Source organism: Silvimonas iriomotensis (assembly GCF_014645535.1).
GTDB lineage: Bacteria > Pseudomonadota > Gammaproteobacteria > Burkholderiales > Chitinibacteraceae > Silvimonas > Silvimonas iriomotensis.
This window is the reverse complement of record NZ_BMLX01000002.1, coordinates 98,811-118,712: the sequence shown is the minus strand read 5'-3', so window position 1 is coordinate 118,712 and position 19,902 is coordinate 98,811. Positions and strand designations below refer to the sequence as shown.

The 19,902-nt window shown below is 60.2% G+C and carries 15 protein-coding genes; 7 read left to right on the top strand and 8 right to left on the bottom strand.

The features are described from left to right. Positions 1-589: 589 nt before the first annotated feature. Together IEX57_RS07095 and sstT are read right to left on the bottom strand one after the other, a co-directional pair. Positions 590-2,806: a YgiQ family radical SAM protein gene (locus IEX57_RS07095; RefSeq protein WP_188703595.1), complete on the bottom strand. Its 2,217-nt coding sequence runs from the start codon at positions 2,804-2,806 to the stop codon at positions 590-592. A gap of 121 nt (positions 2,807-2,927) precedes the next feature. After that, the gene (sstT, locus tag IEX57_RS07090) at positions 2,928-4,163 is read right to left on the bottom strand and encodes a serine/threonine transporter SstT (RefSeq protein ID WP_188703594.1); all 1,236 of its coding nucleotides are present in this window, start codon (positions 4,161-4,163) and stop codon (positions 2,928-2,930) included. A 1,172-nt stretch (positions 4,164-5,335) separates the two neighbouring features. On the opposite strand from sstT, the gene IEX57_RS07085 reads away from it, so the two are divergent. From IEX57_RS07085 to IEX57_RS07055, 7 genes are all read left to right on the top strand, one after another. After that, the gene (locus tag IEX57_RS07085) at positions 5,336-6,349 is read left to right on the top strand and encodes a putative 2-aminoethylphosphonate ABC transporter substrate-binding protein (protein WP_188703593.1); all 1,014 of its coding nucleotides are present in this window, start codon (positions 5,336-5,338) and stop codon (positions 6,347-6,349) included. A 125-nt stretch (positions 6,350-6,474) separates the two neighbouring features. Continuing rightward, positions 6,475-7,029 (top strand): phosphonate degradation HD-domain oxygenase, encoded by a 555-nt coding sequence (locus tag IEX57_RS07080; RefSeq protein ID WP_188703592.1) that lies wholly within the window; start codon positions 6,475-6,477, stop codon positions 7,027-7,029. Then, entirely contained in the window at positions 7,026-8,171 is a 1,146-nt protein-coding gene (locus tag IEX57_RS07075; protein ID WP_188703591.1) for a putative 2-aminoethylphosphonate ABC transporter ATP-binding protein, read from the top strand. Before IEX57_RS07080 ends, IEX57_RS07075 begins: the two co-directional genes overlap by 4 nt. Further along, positions 8,168-9,871 carry a putative 2-aminoethylphosphonate ABC transporter permease subunit gene (locus IEX57_RS07070; protein WP_188703590.1) on the top strand — a complete coding sequence of 568 codons (1,704 nt, stop codon included), beginning with the start codon at positions 8,168-8,170 and terminating at the stop codon, positions 9,869-9,871. Before IEX57_RS07075 ends, IEX57_RS07070 begins: the two co-directional genes overlap by 4 nt. A gap of 190 nt (positions 9,872-10,061) precedes the next feature. After that, positions 10,062-11,159: a 2-aminoethylphosphonate--pyruvate transaminase gene (locus IEX57_RS07065; protein ID WP_188703589.1), complete on the top strand. Its 1,098-nt coding sequence runs from the start codon at positions 10,062-10,064 to the stop codon at positions 11,157-11,159. Between the two features lie 46 nt (positions 11,160-11,205). Then, a complete protein-coding gene (phnX, locus tag IEX57_RS07060) occupies positions 11,206-12,021 on the top strand; it encodes a phosphonoacetaldehyde hydrolase (protein ID WP_188703588.1) in 816 nt (271 codons plus the stop codon). Then, the gene (locus tag IEX57_RS07055) at positions 12,018-13,463 is read left to right on the top strand and encodes an FAD-dependent oxidoreductase (protein ID WP_229708896.1); all 1,446 of its coding nucleotides are present in this window, start codon (positions 12,018-12,020) and stop codon (positions 13,461-13,463) included. The genes phnX and IEX57_RS07055 overlap by 4 nt, the downstream gene beginning before the upstream one ends. Positions 13,464-13,852: 389 nt before the next feature. Here the strand turns inward: IEX57_RS07055 and IEX57_RS07050 are convergent, their stop codons facing one another. The 6 genes from IEX57_RS07050 to IEX57_RS21335 all read right to left on the bottom strand — a co-directional run bounded on the left by IEX57_RS07050 (position 13,853) and on the right by IEX57_RS21335 (position 19,846). Further along, positions 13,853-14,791 carry an SPFH domain-containing protein gene (locus tag IEX57_RS07050; RefSeq protein WP_188703587.1) on the bottom strand — a complete coding sequence of 313 codons (939 nt, stop codon included), beginning with the start codon at positions 14,789-14,791 and terminating at the stop codon, positions 13,853-13,855. 210 nt (positions 14,792-15,001) lie between these two features. Further along, entirely contained in the window at positions 15,002-15,439 is a 438-nt protein-coding gene (locus IEX57_RS07045; protein WP_188703586.1) for an NfeD family protein, read from the bottom strand. A 204-nt stretch (positions 15,440-15,643) separates the two neighbouring features. Further along, entirely contained in the window at positions 15,644-16,930 is a 1,287-nt protein-coding gene (gene serS / locus IEX57_RS07040; RefSeq protein WP_188703585.1) for a serine--tRNA ligase, read from the bottom strand. Positions 16,931-17,012: 82 nt separating this feature from the next. Continuing rightward, positions 17,013-18,332, bottom strand: a complete 1,320-nt coding sequence (locus tag IEX57_RS07035; protein WP_188703584.1) for a replication-associated recombination protein A — start codon at positions 18,330-18,332, stop codon at positions 17,013-17,015. Then, positions 18,316-18,924: an outer membrane lipoprotein periplasmic chaperone LolA gene (lolA, locus tag IEX57_RS07030; protein ID WP_188703583.1), complete on the bottom strand. Its 609-nt coding sequence runs from the start codon at positions 18,922-18,924 to the stop codon at positions 18,316-18,318. Before lolA ends, IEX57_RS07035 begins: the two co-directional genes overlap by 17 nt. A gap of 130 nt (positions 18,925-19,054) precedes the next feature. Beyond that, a complete protein-coding gene (locus IEX57_RS21335) occupies positions 19,055-19,846 on the bottom strand; it encodes an OmpA family protein (protein WP_308433857.1) in 792 nt (263 codons plus the stop codon). Positions 19,847-19,902 lie beyond the last annotated feature (56 nt).

The window sequence follows — 19,902 nt, the reverse complement described above, 5'->3', positions numbered from 1 at the left end:
AATCCACCGTTGTGGTGTTTGAAGGGTGGGCGGGTGTTAGCGCCTTGCGGCGCGGTTGTTTTGATACCGGGGGTGCCCGGAGCACGGTACTTTTCTTTGGATCGCCAAAGAAAAGTACCCAAAAGAAAGGCGACCCCGGCGACTGCGCCCCTTCGGGGTTCCCTGTGCTTCTCGCAAGGCGCGGCTGGCTCGCGAGTTCGGCCTGCGGCCTACCGCTTCGCCTTTGTCGCCGCGCCTTGCTGCGATGCTCGGCGCAGTCAAGGGGAGGCAAGTCAAAAGCAACGGCAACCCCGAAAAGCAAAAGCAGCCCAACCCGCAAATCGTCTACTTGCAAGAATTGGGGGCTTAACTCCACCACTTCGTCATTCCGGCGAAGGCCGGAATCCAGTCCGGCCGCCGCAGGTGGCCTTGGCGGTGGTGGATTGTCGCCACCGCGCCGAATCTATCCTGCAGCCAGCGCCGGGAAACGACAGTCTGCCTTGCAAAAAAAAGGCCCCCCAAGCACTTCGTCATTCCGGACCTGGCAGGCCAGCTTCCAAAAACAAAACCCCGCCTCAAGGCGGGGTTTTGTCTACAAGCCATAACCGGATCAGCGTGCCCGGGTTTTTCCGGCAAAGGTTTTCTTTCCTTTGCCTTGGCCAGGTCCGACAATCTTCTTGCGCGTTGCCGGGGCGGCAGCGCCTGCTGTGCCGGGTTTGCGTGCACCGCCTGCGCTTGCGTTGGCGGGGCGCGGGTTGCGCGGCGGGGCTACTGGCCGTTCGCCGGGTTGTTGCGCCGGGATCAAGTGCCTGGGGCTGTTGCCGATCAGATCCGCGCGGCCCATTTCCAGCAGTGCTTCACGCAGGATCGGCCAGTTGGCGGGGTCGTGGTAGCGCAGGAAGGCTTTGTGCACCTTGCGTTGATGCGCGTCGCGGATGATCTCTACCTTCTCCGAGCTGCGCGCCAGTTTGCGCAGCGGGTTGCGGCGGGTGTGCCACATGGTCGTGGCCATGGCCATCGGCGTCGGGGTGAAGGCCTGTACCTGGTCGGGCTTGAAGTTGTTTTCCTTCAGCCACAGCGCCAGGTTCAGCATGTCTTCATTGGTGGTGCCCGGGTGGGCGGCAATGAAGTAGGGGATCAGGTACTGCTTCTTGCCGGCCTGGGCGCTGAATTTGTCGAACAGGGCCTTGAAGCGCTCGAACGTGCCGATGCCCGGCTTCATCATTTTCGAGAGCGGGCCTTCTTCGGTGTGTTCCGGCGCAATCTTCAGGTAGCCGCTGACGTGGTGCGTCACCAGTTCCTTGATGTACTCCGGGTTTTCCACGGCCAGGTCATAACGCAGACCAGAGCCGATGGTGATTTTCTTCACGCCAGGAATCGCCCGCGCCTTGCGGTATAGCTGGATCAGCGGGGCGTGGTCGGTGTTCAGGTTTTCGCAAATGCCTGGGTAAACACAGGACAAGCGGCGACAGGATTGCTCGATCTTCGGGTCTTTACAGGCCAGCCGGTACATATTGGCGGTCGGGCCGCCCAGGTCGCTGATATGGCCGGTAAAGCCCTGGGTTTTGTCGCGGATTTCCACGATCTCGTTCAGGATGGATTCTTCTGAACGGCTCTGGATAATGCGGCCTTCGTGTTCGGTGATCGAACAGAAGGTACAGCCGCCAAAGCAGCCACGCATGATGTTGATGGAGAAGCGGATCATCTCCCACGCCGGAATGCGCGCGTTGCCGTAAGACGGGTGCGGGTTGCGGGCGTAGAAGAGGTCGTAGACGTAGTCCATCTCCGGCGTGGTCAGCGGGATGGGCGGCGGGTTGATCCACACGTCGCGCTCGCCATGCGCCTGCACCAGCGCGCGGGCGTTGCCGGGGTTGGATTCCAGATGCAGCGTGCGGCTGGCGTGGGCGTACAAAACCGGATCATGCGCCACGGCTTCAAACGCCGGAATGCGCACCACGGTTTTCTGGCGCTGCGCTTGCTTGGCGGCCAGACGCTCGGCCTTGCTGATAATGCGGATCGGTTGGGCGGCTTCAGGCGGCGTTGGCGCGCTTTGTTTTTCCTGCTCCATCGCGTACGGGTCCGGATGCGGATCGACGCGGCCCGGGGTATCGACGGTGGTGGAGTCCATCTCCGACCAGTCCTCTGCCGGCATCCAGCCCTGGCGGGTCATGAAGGCCGTACCGCGCACGTCGCGGATCTGCGCCAGACGCTCACCGGCCTGGGCACGCTGGGCGACTTCTACCAGCGCGCGTTCGGCGTTGCCGAACAGCAAAATATCGGCTTTGGCATAAACCAGGGCGGACTGGCGTACCTTGTCGCTCCAGTAGTCGTACTGGGCAATGCGGCGCAGGCTGGCTTCAATGCCGCCGGCCATGATATCCACGCCCGGGTACGCCTCGCGGCAGCGCTGGCAATACACGGTCAGCGCGCGATCCGGCCGTTTGCCGCCTTCGCCGCCGGCGGTATACGCGTCGTCGGAGCGCGGTTTCTTGTCAGCCGTATAACGGTTGATCATCGAATCCATATTGCCCGCGGTCACGCCAAAAAACAGGCGCGGCTTGCCCAGCGCCTTGAATGGCTCGGCCGATTGCCAGTCCGGCTGGCTGATGATGCCCACGCGGAAACCCTGGGCTTCCAGCAGACGGCCAATCAGCGCCATGCCAAAGCTGGGGTGATCGATATAGGCGTCACCCGTCACCAGAATGATGTCGCACTCATCCCAGCCCAGTTTGTTCATCTCTGCGCGGCTCATGGGCAGGAACGGGGCGGGTTGGCGCGGCTTCATGCCGGCGGGCAATTCAAAAATGGGGGTAGGCGACGGGCTCATGCGGATCACAACTTCGGGCAATCGGCTATTTTCGCAGAAATATGCTGTTCGAGTCCGGAAATTGTGAAATTTTTCATCAGGATAGTCGCCAGGCGGCAAGCCTTGCCGCCTGGCCCTGAACTCACGATGCCCGCGCCAGCGCAGCTTCATCCTCTGCCGAGATGCAGGCCGCCGCAGTAAACAGCACATCCGTCGAGGAGTTGAGCGCGGTTTCGAAGGAATCTTGCAACACACTGATAATGAAGCCGACACCGACCACTTGCATGGCTAGTTCGTTGTTGATGCCGAACAGGCTGCATGCCAGCGGAATCAGCAACAAAGAACCCCCGGCCACGCCCGAAGCGCCACACGCACACAACGACGCCACCACACTCAACAACAACGCCGTGGGCCAGTCGACCGCGATCCCCAGCGTATTCACCGCCGCCAGGGTCAGCACGGTGACCGTCACCGCCGCACCCGCCATATTGATCGTCGCACCCAGCGGAATCGACACCGAATACGTGTCCTCATGCAGCCCCAGCTTGCGACACAGGGTCAGGTTAACCGGGATATTGGCTGCAGAACTGCGGGTAAAGAAAGCGGTGAGGGCGCTTTCGCGCAGGCAGGTCAATACCAGCGGATACGGGTTGCGGCGAATTTTGCAGAACACAATCAGCGGGTTGACCACCAGCGCCACAAACAGCATGGCCCCGATCAACACCTGCAACAATTCTGCATACCGGGCCAGTTCACCAAACCCGCTGGTGCCCAGCGTCGAAGCGACCAGGCCGAAGATACCGATGGGCGAACATTTGATGATCAGTTGCACAATTTTCGCCACGCCCAGCGACAGATCCGCCACCACCGTGCGCGTGGTGTCCGAAGCATGGCGCAACGCCAGCCCAAGCCCCGCCGCCCAAGCCAGAATGCCAATGTAATTACCATTGCTCAGCGCACGGATCGGGTTATCGACCACGTTCATCAACAGCGTCTGCAACACCGCCACAATCCCTTCTGGCGAAGCAGATTGTTCTGCCGGCACGGCCAGCGACAACGTGACCGGAAAACTGAAACTCAACACCACCGCCACCAGCGCCGCCGCCAGCGTGCCAATGACATACAACAACAAAATCGGCCCGATCCGCGTGCGCTGCCCCGCCTTGTGACCGGCCACCGCACTCGTCACCAGCGCAAACACCAGCACCGGCGCGACCGATTTGAGCGCCGTCACAAACAAAGTACCAAGCAAACCCGCCGACGCCGCTGTAGACGGCGACACCAGCGCCAGCACCACACCCGCTGCCAGCCCGATAATGATTTTTACAATGAGATTGCCGTGCGTGATGAAGCGCACGACACGCGATTGTTCTGCCATGACAGCCACCCGCCCGGTTCAAGAAAAGAACCGACGATCCTACGTGCTATGCAGGGTGGGGCGCAGTCAACAAATGCCTGATTAGCATGTTCATTTGTCGTAATCAGGTCTTCCCTTGGGTGAAAAACCCGCGCAACAGAGAGGTTGAGGCTGCGGCAGAGGCTGGTGTTGGTGCTGGTTTGGGTATTGGGTTTGGCAGCTGCAGCTGCAGCTGCAGTTGCTGTTGCAGTTGTCGTTGTCTTTGAATTTCCTCCCCCATTAAAGCCCAGCGCCGAGGGCGTGGAGGGAGACCTTAGGCTCCCGACCAACCGAGGGCAGCCCGGAGGGCCGCCAGGCTGGGGTCGCCTTTCTTTGCCTACTTTCTTTGGCGAAGCAAAGAAAGTAGGGTGCTCCGGCCACCGCCGGTATGTAAAACACCGCGCCGCAGGCGCTAACAAACGCAGTTCTCCGCCAGAAGGGCCATCTGCGATGGCCAAACTGGATTCCTGCCTCCGCAGGAATGACGAATCGGAGTGCAGGTGTCAGCAGACTCGGTGTGAAGTCACGCCGCAGACACTAATAAACGCAGTTCTCCGCCAGAAGGCCCATCTGTGATGGCCAGACTGGATTCCTGCCTTCGCAGGAATGACGAATCGGAGTGCAGGTGTCAGCAGACTCGGTGTGAAGCCACGCCGCAGGCGCCAACAAATGCAGTTCTCCGCCAGAAGACCCATCCGTGATGGTCAAACTGGATTCCTGCCTTCGCAGGAATGACGAAGCCGAGCGCGGGCGATTCGCCGACGGGGTTCATAGCCGCGCCACCAAGCGCCACCCAATGCAGCGCAAGCCAGCACAGGCCGGCACAGGCCATCCGCGCTGGCCCTCCGCGACGGCCGACCCTGATTCCTGCCTTCGCAGAACCACGAAGCCAAGCACGGACGACCAGCAGACCAGATCTGCGCAGTCCCCACTACCCCCACAAGCCCCAAAGGTGAGCGCCTGCCACCAGGCACCATCCCCCCTCGACCACTTCACCATAAATTCGTCTAGACGTCACAACCTTGTAACACTCCCCTCGCACAATCCGCCTCGTCTGATATCCAGACCTTTACCGACCAGGATAACCGCCGGTGCCAACCCGGTTATCCCTTCGCCACACAGAACCCGACAGAACCCCGACAAGGATTGCCCAAATGAAAACCCTGCCTCGCGTGCTCGCCGGCCTGATCGCCCTCTGGGGTGCCGCCGCTTATGCCGACACCACACTGACTGTCTACACCGCGCTTGAAGCCGACCAGGTCAAGGCTTATCAGGACAAGTTCGAACAGGAAAACCCTGGCGTTCACATCAAGTGGGTGCGTGATTCCACTGGTGTGATTACCGCCAAGCTGCTGGCTGAAAAGAACAACCCGCAAGCCGACGTGGTGATGGGCGTGGCCGCGTCCTCGCTGCTGATTCTGGACAAGGAAGGCATGCTGCAACCGTACGCTCCGAAAGGCGTGGACAAGCTGACCAAGTCTTATGTGGACGCCAAGAACCCGCCGGCATGGGCGGGGATGGATGTCTGGGGCGCGACCATCTGTTTCAACACGGTTGAAGCTGCCAAGCAAGGCCTGAAGAAGCCGGAATCCTGGAAAGACCTCTTGAAGCCGGAATACAAAGGCAAGATCGTGATGCCGAACCCGGCTTCCTCGGGCACTGGTTACTTTGATGTGTCCGCCTGGCTGAAGATGTTTGGCGAGAAGGGCGGCTGGGAATACATGGATGGTCTGCATCAGAACATCGCCCAGTACGAACACTCCGGTTCCAAGCCGTGCAAGCAGGCTGCTACCGGCGAATACCCGATCGGTATCTCGTTTGAATACCGCGCTGCCAGCCTGAAGAAGGGCGGTGCACCGATTGATCTGGTATTCCCGAAAGAAGGCCTGGGCTGGGATCTGGAAGCCACCGGCATCATGAAGGGCACCAAGAACCTGGACGCCGCGAAGAAGCTGGCTGACTGGTCCGCCTCGCATTCGGCCAACGAGTTGTATGAAAAGAACTTCGCCGTGGTTGCCATGCCGGGCGTTGCCAAGCCGATCGAGTTCATTCCTGCCAATTACGAGCAAATGCTGATCAAGCAGGATCTGGGCTGGTCTGCCGCCAACCGCGACCGCATCCTGGCCGAATGGACCAAGCGCTACGACAGCAAGTCTGAACCGAAGTGAGTCCACGGTGAGGCGAGAGGCGTGAGGTGTCAGGGGTAGAACCCTTGCGCGGGTGGCAACGCAGGTTGTCACTCGCCCTCCCGCTTTTCACGCCTCACACCTTACCCCTCACGCCTCACATGAAAATGACTATTGAAGATTTGCAGCGCTTGTATGAAGCGCAAGGCGCCGCCCAGTATGGCGGCGAAGCCGTTTCACAATTGCAGCACGCGTTGCAAAGCGCGCATTTTGCGGATGAAGACGGCGCACCGGAGGCCCTGGTGATCGCCGCGCTGCTGCATGACTTTGGCCATATTGTCAGCGGCCAGGCCGATGAAGACCTTGCCAATGGCATTGATGACCGCCATGAAGCGCTGGGTGTGGCTGCGCTGAAAAACCTGTTTGATGACCACGTGCTGGCGCCGATTGCCCTGCACGTCACCGCCAAGCGCTATCTGTGCGCGGTGTCTCCCCAATATCTGCTGACCTTGTCGCAAGCGTCGCGCCAGTCCTTGTTGTTGCAAGGCGGGGTGATGAGCGATGAGGAAGTCTCCCGCTTTGAGCGCAATCCACATCTGGAAGCCGCCATTGCGCTGCGCCGGTATGACGATCTGGCCAAAGTGCCCGATCTTGTCACTGCGCCGCTTTCCCATTATCTGGACCGGGCCCGCAAGCTGTTGCGCCCGCAGGAGGCCGCATGAACCGCATCCTTGAACAAGCGATCAACGACGGCGCGACGCCCGTGGCCCCGGTGGGCTCCACGGTGCCTGATGCGCTGGGTCTGAGCGGCATCCACAAAAGTTTTGGCAGCTTCACCGCGCTGAACGACATCAACCTGACCGTGAAAAAGGGCGAGTTCGTCTGCCTGCTGGGCCCGTCTGGCTGCGGCAAAACCACCTTGTTGCGCATCATTGCCGGGCTGGAAAGCGCCAATGCCGGGCAGATTGTCATGCTGGGGCGCGATGTTACCCGCCAGCCGGCAGCCAAGCGTGATTACGGCATCGTGTTTCAGTCTTATGCCTTGTTCCCCAATCTGACCGTGGCCGAGAACATTGCCTACGGCCTGAAAGGGCGCAGCCAGGACAAACAGACCCGTGTGCGTGATTTGCTGGCGCTGATTGGTTTGTCTGGCATTGAAGGCAAGTTCCCCGGCCAGTTGTCGGGCGGGCAGCAACAGCGCGTGGCGCTGGCCCGCGCGCTGGCGACCTCGCCCGGTTTGCTGCTGCTGGACGAGCCGCTGTCGGCGCTGGATGCGCGGGTGCGCGAACACCTGCGCCGTGAAATCCGCGCGCTGCAACAGCGGCTGGGCATTACCACCATCATGGTCACGCACGATCAGGAAGAAGCGCTGACCATGGCCGACCGCATCGTGGTCATGAATCACGGGCACATTGAACAGATCGGCACGCCGGATGACATCTACGCCATGCCGCAAAGCCGCTTTGTGGCGGAGTTTGTCGGCCGCGCCAACTGGCTGACCGGTGAAGTCCAGCCGCAAGGTGCGGTGCGCGTGGGCGATACCCAGTTGTGGGCCAACAAGTTGCCGCCGTTACTGGATGGCCGCACCGTCACGCTGTTCATCCGCCCTGAAGCCGTTGTGCTGCATGCGCACTGGCAGGGCGGCGAAAACACCATGCTGGCGCATCTGGGTGGTGTGGAGTCTCTGGGCGGCTTCTGCCGGGTCAGCCTGATTGTGCCGGCCATGAACAACCTCACGCTGATTGCCGATGTGAGCCGTACCGAACTGGCCCGGTTGAACCTGCAGGCTGGCCAGCGCGTGCCCGTATCGCTGCCGCCGCACGCCTTGCGCGTGTTTACCGATGAAGCACAGGTGAAAGCATGACCGCCGCACTCAATGCCGTGGTGCGCCCGCGCAGCGCGCGCCTGCCGCAGTCTGGCAGCGACCGGATCGGCGGCGCGCTGGCCTGGCTGTCTTGCGCTTTCTTGCTGGTGTTCCTGGGGCTGCCGCTGGTGGCGATACTGGGCAAAGCGCTGCAAGACAAATCCGGCGCCTGGGTCGGCCTGAAAAACTTTGGCGGCCTGTTTGATGCGCATTTTGCATATTTGCTGGGCAACAGTGTCACGGTGTCGCTGGCGACGACCGCCATCGTCATCCCGCTGGCCTATGGCTTTGCGGCCGCGCTGATGCGCAGCGAGATGCCGTTCAAGGGCTTGTTCCGCATGCTGGCGCTGATTCCGCTGCTGGCACCCTCGCTGTTGCCGGGGATTTCGCTGGTGTATCTGTTCGGCAACCAGGGCGTACTGAAAAGCTGGATGGGCGATGGCTCGATCTACGGCCCGGTCGGCATTGTGCTGGGTGAGGTTTTCTACACTTTCCCGCACGCAATGATGATCTTGCTGACGGCGCTGTCACTGGCGGATGCGCGTTTGTATGAAGCGGCGACCTCGCTGGGGGCAGGGCGTGTGCGCCAGTTCTTTACCGTGACGTTGCCGTCGGTGCGCTACGGGCTGATCTCGGCCGCCATGCTGGTTTTCACCCTGGTGATTACCGACTTTGGCGTGCCCAAGATTGTTGGCGGCCGTTACGACATTCTGGCGGTGGAAATCTACAAGCAGGTGATCGGCCAGCAGCACTTTGGCCTGGGTTCCGTCTATGGCCTGTTCCTGCTGCTGCCAGCGGTGTTGTCCTGGCTGGTAGACCGGTTTGTGCAGCGTAAACAGAAAGCACTGCTCACGGCCCGCGCCCAGCCGCTGCTGCCGCGCCGCCACCTGGCAACAGACGCGCTGGCTACCGCATTCTGCGTACTGGTCTGCGCATGGTTGATCCTGATGCTGGGCATGTCGGTGGCCGCTGCGTTTATCAAGCAATGGCCGTACAACCTGGCGCCGAGCCTGGCGCACTTTGATTTCGACAACATGGATGGCGGCGGCTGGCTGGCTTACCGCAACAGCCTGAAGCTGGCACTCGGCACCGCGCTGGCGGGTGGTTTGCTGGTGTTTGTCGGCGCGTACTGGGTAGAGAAAATCCGCGCGGCGCCACTGGCCCGCACCATCACCGGTTTTCTTGCCGTGCTGCCCATGGCGGTGCCAGGCATGGTGCTGGGTCTGGGCTACATCTTTTTCTTCAACGCGCCGGGCAATCCGCTCAATGCGCTGTACGGCACCATGGCTTTGCTGGTGCTGTGCACCACCGTGCACTACTACAGCACGGCGCACCTGACGGCGGTGACTGCGCTCAAGCAGCTGGATGGCGAATTCGAGCACGTCGCCGCGTCGCTCAAAGTGCCGTTCTGGACCACCTTGCGCCGCGTGACATTGCCCATCTGTTTGCCCGCCGTGCTGGAAATCGCCCGCTATTTCTTTGTCTCCGCCATGACCACCGTGTCGGCCGTGATCTTTCTGTACACGCCGGACACCGTGCTGTCATCCGTCGCTGTGCTGAACATGGATGACGCCGGTGATACAGCGGCGGCGGCGGCGATGGCGACGGTTGTAGTCGCGACCTCTGCCGTGATCTGCCTGATTTTTGGCGCCGGTTCCTGGCTGGCGCTGCGCCGTACCCAAAGGTGGCGCAAGCATTGAATTTGCCGGTGGCCGCGCGGTACGGCGGCTGTTTTTCAAGTGACCAACCCACTTCAAGCCACGAATACAAGCCTGCTGGTCAGGCATGCGCGCGCAGCAGTACACCTTGTACGACTAGCGAGCATCACCAAGCCAGCTGGCTTGTATTCGTAGCCTCAACATCATCTAGACGTTCGGAAAAGCTGACGATATGCGTGAACCCATCCTCCTTACCCCCGGCCCGCTGACCACCAGCCTGCAAACCAAAACCGCCATGTTGACCGACTGGGGTTCCTGGGACCGCGGTTTCAATGACCTGACCGCAGGTGTCTGCGCCGATCTGGTGAACATCGTCCATGGCGCGGAAACGCATGTGTGCGTGCCGCTGCAAGGCTCCGGCACCTTTGCCGTAGAGGCCGCCATTGGCACCTTGTTGCCGCGCGACGGCAAATTGCTGGTGCTGGTGAATGGCGCCTATGGCAAGCGCATGGCGCGTGCCGTTGAAGTCATGGGCCGCCAGGTCAGCATTCTGGAAAGCGCTGAAGACCAGCCGTCTGACCCGCAAGCGCTGGCCGCGCGCCTGGCGCAAGACCCGGCCATCACGCATGTCGGCGTCATTCATTGCGAAACCAGCACCGGCATCCTCAACCCGCTGGCCGAACTGGCGCAGGTCGTGGCACGTATGGGCCGCAAGCTGATCATCGACAGCATGTCGGCCTTCGGCGCCTTGCCCATTGATGCGCGTGAGATTGAGTTTGATGCGCTGGTAGCCTCGGCCAACAAGTGCCTGGAAGGCGTGCCGGGCATGGGTTTTGTCATCGCCCGCAAGGCGGCGCTGGTGGAAAGCCGCGGCAACAGCCATTCGCTGTCCATGGATCTGCATGACCAGTACGTGTACATGCAGAAAACCGGCCAGTGGCGCTTTACCCCGCCGACCCATGTGGTCGCCGCACTGCGGGCCGCGCTGGACCAATACCATGCCGAAGGCGGGCAGCCGGCACGTCTGGCGCGTTATGCCGCCAACTGCAAGATGCTGGTGGAAGGCCTGCGCCGGCTGGAACTCAAACCGTTCCTGGACCCGGCCGTGCAAGCCCCGATCATCGTCACGTTCCATGCCCCGGCGCATCCGGATTACCACTTTCATTCGCTGTACGAAGCCGTGCGGGAAAAAGGCTTTGTGCTGTACCCAGGCAAGCTGACCCAGGTCGAAACGTTCCGCGTGGGCTGCATTGGCGCGATCAACGAAGCAGAAATCGGCCAGGCCGTCGCCGCCATTGGCGAAGGGCTGCATCAACTGGGCTGGCTGTAACCACAGCGACAACTACACCACTGATTCATTTTCAGGAAGACATGTCATGAGCATTGCGCAACACGTTGAAGCCGTTATTTTTGACTGGGCCGGTACCATGGTGGACTTCGGTTCTTTTGCGCCGACCCAGGTGCTGGTCGAGGCGTTCAATGGCTTCAATATTCCGCTCACACTGGATGAAGCCCGCGGCCCCATGGGTGTGGGCAAGTGGCAGCACATTGAGGCCCTGGCCAAAGATCCGGCCATTGCGCCGCGCTGGCAAGAACGCTTTGGCCGCGCAGCTTGCGCCGAAGATATCGACGCCCTGTATGCCGCGTTCATGCCGTTGCAACTGCAGCGCGTGGGGCATTACTCGCAGATGATTCCCGGCGCGCTGGAACTGGCCGGCTTGCTGCGCAGCCACGGCATCAAGATCGGTTCGTGCTCCGGCTACCCGCGCCAGGTCATGAACGCGCTGCTGCCCATTGCCGCAGACGCCGGTTATACGCCGGATTGCGCCATCGCCGCGGATGACCTCAAAGCCGGTGGCCGTCCGGGCCCGTGGATGGCGTTGCAATGCGTGATTGATCTGGCCATCAATCACGTCGCCGCGTGTGTGAAGGTCGATGACACGGTGCCCGGCATCGCGGAAGGTTTGCGAGCAGGGATGTGGACGGTCGGCTTGTCGGCCAGCGGCAATGAAGTCGGCCTGACCTCGGCCGAGTGGCATGCCTTGTCCTCAGCAGAACGTGCCGCCCGTAAAGCCCCGGCCGAAGACAAACTGCGTGCAGCGGGCGCGCATTACGTGATCGATACCGTGGCGGACCTGTGGCCGGTGTTGCAGGACATCGCTGCCCGCCGCGCGCGTGGAGAGCGTCCGTGACTGCAGCGGCCAACCCGGTCTTGCCGCGCACACTGAATGAGCCCGCGCCGTTCCGGCCGTTCTGGCTGGCGCAAGCGCTGACCCGCGACCCCGGCCCGGCGCCCGTGCCGCTGCAAGGTGAAGCCACGGCCGATGTCTGCATTGTCGGCGGCGGCTTCACCGGCCTGTGGACGGCCATCCAGCTCAAACAGGCCCAGCCTGAACTGGACGTGCTGATCATCGAAAAAGACCTGTGCGGCGCCGGGGCATCGGGCCGCAACGGGGGCTGTTTGCTGACGTGGTCCAGCAAGTTTTTTACCCTGCAGCGGTTATATGGCGAGGCTGAAGCGTGTCGCCTTGTGCAGGCGTCGGAAGACGCGGTGTACCAGATCGCCAGTTTTTGCAAAGCGCACGGCGTTGACGCGGATGTGCGGCTGGATGGCACGCTGTACACCGCAACCAACGACGCCCAGAAAGGCATGATGAACCCGGTCATGCAGGCGCTGGCCGAGCGCGGTATCTCATCCTGGACGCAGTGGGATGCCCTGGAAGTGCAGCGCCATGCCGGTTCTGCGGCGCATCAGGAAGGCTGGTTCTCACCGGCTGCGGGCTCATTGCAGCCAGGTTTGCTGGTGCGCGGGCTGGCGCGCGTGGCACGGCAAATGGGAGTGCGCATCCATGAACACACGCCCATGCTGAGCGTGCTGGAACACCACCCGCCACAGGTGATCGTACCGGGTGGACGCATCACGGCAGGCAAGGTGGTGCTGGCCATGAACGCCTGGATGGCGGGTAGCTTTGCGCAATTTGCCCGCAGCATTGCCATTGTCTCCAGCGACATGATCATCACCGAACCGCGTGACTGCCTGCTGGAGCACACTGGGCTGGATCACGGCACGGCAGTAATGGATTCGCGCACCTTTGTTTATTACTACCGCAGCACGCCGGATGGCCGGATCATGCTGGGCAAAGGCGGCAATACATTTGCCTGGGGCGGCCGCATGCTGCCCTCGTTTGATCAGCCCAGCGCCTATCAGGAACAACTGCACAAAGCGCTGCGCCGCATGTTCCCGGCCTGGCATGACGTCCCGCTGGCCGCATCGTGGAATGGCGCATCGGATCGCTCGGTGACGGGCTTGCCGTTTTTTGGTCATCTGAATGGCCACCCGCACATCGTCTACGGTTTCGGGTATTCCGGCAACGGCGTGGGCCCCAGCTATATGGGCGGCCAGATACTTGCCGCACTGGTGCGCGGCGAGGACAACGTGTGGACGCGCAGCGGTCTGGTCAAAGGGCCGTTGGGCTTTTTCCCGCCTGAGCCCGTGCGTTACCTTGGATCACTGGCCGTCCGCGACGCCATCCGCCGCAAGGAGATGGCAGAAGACCACGGCTGCAAACCGCGCGCACTGGATAACTGGCTGGCCCGGTTTGCCGCAGCAGCGGGGAAGGCGGACAAAGCGTGAGGCGTGAGGCGTGAGGCGTGAGGCGTGAGGCGTGAGGCGTGAGGCGTGAGGCGTGAGGCGTGAGGCGTGAGGCGTGAGGCGTGAGGCGTGAGGCGTGAGGCGTGAGGCGTGAGGCGTGAGGCGTGAGGGACGGAAAAACGTGCATACCCCTGGCTCGTCATTCCTGCGCAGGCAGGAATCCAGCCCGCCCGCCGCGGGTGGGCTTTCCTGGGCGAGCACCTGAGCGTTAGCGCCCACGGCTCAGGTGTTCAGAACTGCATTCCGGCCAAGGGCGCCGCCGAGGTCCGCAATGACGAAGTTGTGAGATATATGCAGGGAGTAGCGCGTGAAATGGCGCGGAGCACCCGGCAAACCCCGCCGCACACTCCGCACATTTCACATGCCACAGATCAGCTGGTCTTTTTGATCACCGACGTTGCCATGGCGACCGCGCTGGCAATGTCAGACGCATTGCCCGGCAGCAACATCGTATTGCCTTGTTTGGCGATATTGCCAAAGGCTTCCACGTATTGCTGTGCCACCTTCAGGTTCACGGCTTCCATGCCGCCGGGTTCGTTGATGGCCTGGCTCACGGCGTGCAGGGCGTCGGCGGTTGCCACAGCCACAAGGCGCAATGCTTCGGCTTCACCCTGGGCGCGGTTGATCGCGGCCTGTTTTTCACCTTCAGACTGGTTGATGCGCGCTTGCATGTCGCCTTCGGATTTCTGGATCGCCGCAGAACGCTCACCGGTGGCCAGGTTGATCTGTTGCTGGCGAATACCTTCCGATTGCGCGATCAGCGCGCGCTTTTCCCGCTCGGCCGTAATCTGCTGCTGCATGGCGTGCAGGATTTCCTTGGGCGGTGTCAGATCCTTGATTTCATAACGCAGTACCTTCACACCCCAGCTGGTGGCGGCTTCGTCCAGCGCCAATACCACGGCGCGGTTGATTTCGTCGCGCTCTTCAAAGGTTTTATCCATTTCCAGCTTGCCGATGACCGAACGCAGTGTGGTTTGCGCCAGTTGCGTAATGGCAATGATGTAATTGGATGAACCATAAGACGCCAGTTTCGGGTCCATGACCTGGAAATACAGAATGCCATCAACCGTCAGTTGCGTATTGTCGCGGGTAATACAAATCTGGCTGGGCACATCCAGCGGGATTTCTTTCAGGCTGTGCTTGTAGGCCACCGAATCCACAAAGGGCACCACAAAATTAAGACCAGGTTGCAGCACGGCGTGAAAGCGGCCCAGCCGTTGCAGGATCCATGCTTCCTGCTGGGGCACGACGCGGAATGTTTTGGCAATGAAGATGATGACAATGACCAGCAATACAATTGCAAAAGGCATATGTTTCCCCTGATTGGGTTCTGTAATTACGGTTTTACGGTTTATCTGAAACTGATATGTCAGCAGACAATCAAGTGATATTGCGGCATGGCGTATCAACAGGGCGGGTTCAAGTGTAATTCCTTTGCCGGCGGGTTCAATCAGGAATGGACGAACATGCCGCCAGGCAAATCAATTGTTGGCGATACCCTGTAAAAAAGCTGTAAAAACTCAGGCCTGTGCCGGCGGCAGGATATCAATCAGCAAAATATTGCCGCGCTGCCCGGTAATGAAATAACTGGGCGCATTTTGCGGTACCCGCGTATCGGCAATTTCCGCATCCCACATGGTGCCCCGGTAGCGCACGCGCGCGTGGCGCATGTCCAGCCATTCATCCACCGTAACCCGGTGCCCCAGATCAAGCTGGTTCTGCACGGTATCTACGGGGGCGATCTGGTGCTTGAGTTTCCAGCTGTGCAGCAAGCCCACAGCCAGTACCGCGCTGATCGACGCCACAATGATCTGCGCCGGAAAAGAAATACCCATCAGGGAAGAAATGCCGCCAACGGCCAGACCGCAGGCAATGGCCAGCATGTAAAGCGTACCGGTGAGCATTTCCAGCCCGGCCAGCACCAGTGCAGCGATAAACCACATCGAGATGTGTGACATGTCGGTCGCCCCTCTTGCAAAGACAACTCGTTATTATGGGAAGTTACTTTTGTGCAAACAGTGCTTTGACGCAAATTGTGTCAGCAAATTCCCTCACGCGTAAAAAATGCAGCAAATCGCGTCGCGCCATTTATGTTTAGCCACAGATTGGCGGCAATAAAAAAGCGCCGGATATCCGGCGCTTTTTTATGAGGAAAGATTCGCTTAAAGCGCAATTTTTTCCAGCCCACCCATGTACGGGCGCAGCACGGCCGGCACGGTCACGCTGCCATCGGCGTTCTGATAGTTTTCCAGCACCGCAACCAGAGTGCGGCCTACCGCCAGGCCTGAGCCGTTCAGCGTGTGCACCAGTTCCGGCTTGCCGGCTTCGTTGCGGAAACGTGCCTGCATGCGGCGGGCCTGGAAAGCTTCGCAGTTGGAACAGCTGGAGATTTCGCGATAGGTATTCTGCGCCGGCAGCCAGACTTCCAGATCGAAGGTTTTGGCCGCAGTAAAGCCCATGTCGCCAGCGCACAGGCGCACAACGCGGTAGGGCAGTTCCAGCTTTTGCAAAATGGCTTCGGCGTGGCCCACCATTTCTTCCAGGGCAGCATCGGATTGTTCCGGGTGCTCAATGCGCACCATTTCCACCTTGTCGAACTGGTGCTGGCGGATCATGCCGCGCGTATCGCGGCCGTAAGAACCAGCTTCAGAGCGGAAACACGGCGAATGCGCGGTGAGTTTCACCGGCAGCTCGTCTGCACCCAGAATGCTGTCGCGCACGGTGTTGGTCAGCGAGATCTCGGCAGTAGAGATCAGATATTGCGTGACCGGGTTGTCTTCGCCGCCTTTTTCCACGCGGAACATGTCTTCAGCAAACTTGGGCAACTGGCCGGTGCCGTACAGCACTTCCGGGTTCACGATGTACGGGGTGTAGGTTTCGGCGTAACCATGTTCTTCGGTATGCGTGTTGAGCATGAACTGCGCCAGTGCGCGGTGCAGGCGGGCAATGCCGCTGCGCAGCACCGTGAAACGTGCGCCGGAGAGTTTGGCGCCGGTTTCAAAATCCAGACCCAGCGGCGTGCCGACATCGACATGATCTTTGACTTCAAAATCAAAGGTTCGCGGCGTGCCCCAGCGGCGCACTTCCACGTTGTCGCTGTCATCCTTGCCGGCCGGGGTATCTGCGCGCGGCAGGTTGGGGATCGCCAGCAAAAAGGCGTTGAGTTTTTCTTGCAACGCAGCCAGTGCTACTTCGCTGGCCTTCATTTCGTCGCCCAGATTGGCCACTTCGGCCATGATGGCGGAGACATCTTCACCCTTGGCCTTGGCGGCACCGATCATCCTGGAAGAAGAATTGCGCTTGGCTTGCAGCTCCTGGGTGCGGGTCTGCAGGGTTTTGCGCTCAGCTTCCAGTGCGGTGAAAGTGGCGGCGTCAAAAGCAAAGTTGCGCGCGGCAAGGCGGGCAACCACGGTGTCCAGATCGTTGCGGAGCAGGTTGATGTCGAGCATGTTGGCCGTTTTCTAGTCAGGTCAGACTGGGTTTCAGTAAATAGGGGTCAAACGGGCGTATTGCCCGTGAATGAGCGCAATTCTACCCGTTTCGCTCGTGCCATGCGGCATCGAGTTCAGCCAGATGCCGGAGCTTGTCGGCAATTTTCGCTTCCAGGCCACGCGGCACGGGTTCATAGAACACGGTGTCTTCCAGTCCCTCGGGCAGATAGGTCTCGCCGGCGGCGTAGGCTTCGGGCTCGTCGTGGGCGTAGCGATACAGTTTGCCGTAACCGAGTTCTTTCATCAGTTTGGTCGGGGCATTGCGCAAATGCTCTGGCACCGGGCGCGATTTATCTTTGTTGATGAGTGCGCGCGCCAGGTTGTAGGCGTTGTAGCCGGCGTTGGATTTTGGCGCGATGGCCAGATAAATCACGGCCTGCGCCAGTGCCAGTTCGCCTTCCGGGCTGCCCAGGCGTTCGTAGGTTTCGGCGGCATCCAGCGTGATCTGCGCCGCGCGCGGGTCAGCAAGGCCGATGTCTTCCCAGGCCATGCGCACAATGCGGCGGGCCAGATAACGCGGATCGGCACCGCCATCAAGCATGCGGGTGAGCCAGTACACGGCGCCATCCGGGCTGGAACCGCGCACGGATTTGTGGAGCGCAGAAATCTGGTCGTAAAAGGCGTCACCACCTTTGTCAAAACGACGGGCGTTGAGCGATAGCGCGTTTTCCAGAAATGCCGCGTCGATTGCGCTGATCTGGCTGGCGTGCGCCGCATGGGCGCTTTGTTCGATCAGGTTCAGCATGCGGCGGGCGTCGCCGTCGGCATAACCGGTCCAGACGGCAATGGCATCGTCAGTGGCGGTCAGGTCCGGAAAACAGGCCAGGGCGCGCTGTACCAGTTCTCCCAGTTCTGCATCGGTCAGCGCCTTGAGCACGTAGACCTGCGCGCGTGACAACAACGCGGCGTTCACTTCGAACGACGGGTTTTCAGTGGTCGCACCAATAAATGTGACGAGGCCCGATTCAACAAACGGCAAAAAGGCATCCTGCTGGGATTTGTTGAAGCGATGAACTTCATCCACAAACAGGATGGTTTTGCGGCCACGCAACTGATATTGCTCTGCTTGTTCCATGGCCGCACGGATGTCTTTCACGCCAGAAAACACGGCCGACAGCGGGATGAACTCGGCATCAAACGTACCCGCCAGCAAGCGCGCCAGTGTGGTCTTGCCCACGCCCGGCGGCCCCCACAGGATCATGGAATGCACTTGCCCGGCGGCAATGGCTAGCGCCAGCGGTTTGCCCGGCGCCAGCAAGTGCCGCTGGCCGACGACCTCTTCTACGCTTTTCGGGCGCAGTTTCTCAGCCAGCGGCTCAGCGGGTTTTTCTGGCGCAAAAAGGTCATTCTCGAACGACATCTACGTCCTTGGGCGGGGTGAAGTGAAACAGCCCGATATCCAGCTTGGGATTGGTCACAATCTGGCTAAAACGGATCTGGGTGGTCTGGCCAAATTTGTCGAACAGGTCCATGCGCTGGATCTGGCCGTTGGCAAGGCCAAGGCGAATGTGTTCAAAACTGCTGTCATCACGCTTGGGGGTTGCCTCCAGCCATGACAGGCCTTCCTGATCGGGCAGGGGTTTGAGCGTGTAGTTTTTTTCCCAGGCGGTGTCACCGGCCAGGAGGGCGGCAGGGCTGCTTTCCAGCGCATTGGCCACATTTTTGGAGGTAGCCTGTTTCAGGTCCTGATCGTACAGCCAGACTTCTTTGGCATCACCCACAATCAGTTGCTGGTAGGGCTTTTGATATTCCCAGCGGAATTTACCAGGAATTACGATTGCAACATTCCCGGTACTGATCTGGGTTTTTCCTTTTCCGACCACGCTTTGCGTAAATTGCGCTTTGAGCGAATGCGTGGACGAAAGGAATTGTTTCAGGTCGCCAACTGCATCGGCATGGGCAAGGCTGGTGATCAACGCGGCAAAAACGCCGCACAAAATCCGGATACGCATTGTATTGGTCTACTCCTGCAGATTAAGACATAGAACAACAGACAGGCCATCTCTGCAAGCGTTCTGCGCAAATGCCTGAAATGAAAAAACCCCGCCAGGCTGGCGGGGTTTTTTTCCAGACCGGAGCTGATTACTGAGCAGCCGGCTTGGTTTCTTCGTGGATACCTTGAACGTCGATTTCTACGCGACGATCCGGAGCCAGACACTCGATCAGCTTCTTGCGGTTCTTGACCTTCGCGCAAGTATCGCCAGTGACCGGATCGGCCTTGCCACGGCTTTGTGCGTCGATCTTGTCTGCCGGAGCACCCTTGCTTACCAGGTAGTCAGCAACGGACTTGGCGCGCTTGTAGCCCAGATCGAAGTTGTACTTTTCGCTGCCGATGCGGTCAGTGTAACCAACCACAACTGCCTTGCCTTCCTTCGGATCCAGATCCTTCACTTGTTCATACAGCTTGTCCAGGGCGTCCTTGCCTTCCGGCTTCAGGGTCGCCTTGTTGAATTCGAACAGCACGTCAGCCTTCAGGGTGAAGTGCTTGGACACGGTTACCGGAGCCGGAGCAGGAGCCGGGGCCGGAGCCGGGGCCGGAGCAGGAGCAGCAACAACCGGCTCGACATAGCCAGGGCAGCCCTTGATCGTTGCAGCCTTTTCCTTGGTCCAGGTGCCGGTTTGCCAGCACTCACCGATGCCGTTCTTCACCACGCCTTCCGGATTGTCATCTTTGACGTTGGTGCTGTTGGTCAGGTATGCATCAGTAGCGGCAAAGGCGGAAGCGGAAACACCGAAGGCCGCAACAACGGCCAGGCTCGACATCGTTTGCTTGAGCGACAGCATAGTTTTTTCTCCTGGTTGAATATCGTTCGATTGCGATGTTTTTAGTAGTGCAGACGCTATTGGATATAACTGACCCTCTTGGGATGTCAAGTCTATTCTCCAATACACCGCACATTCTAGTAGCTTAACTTTACCGCGCGCAAATA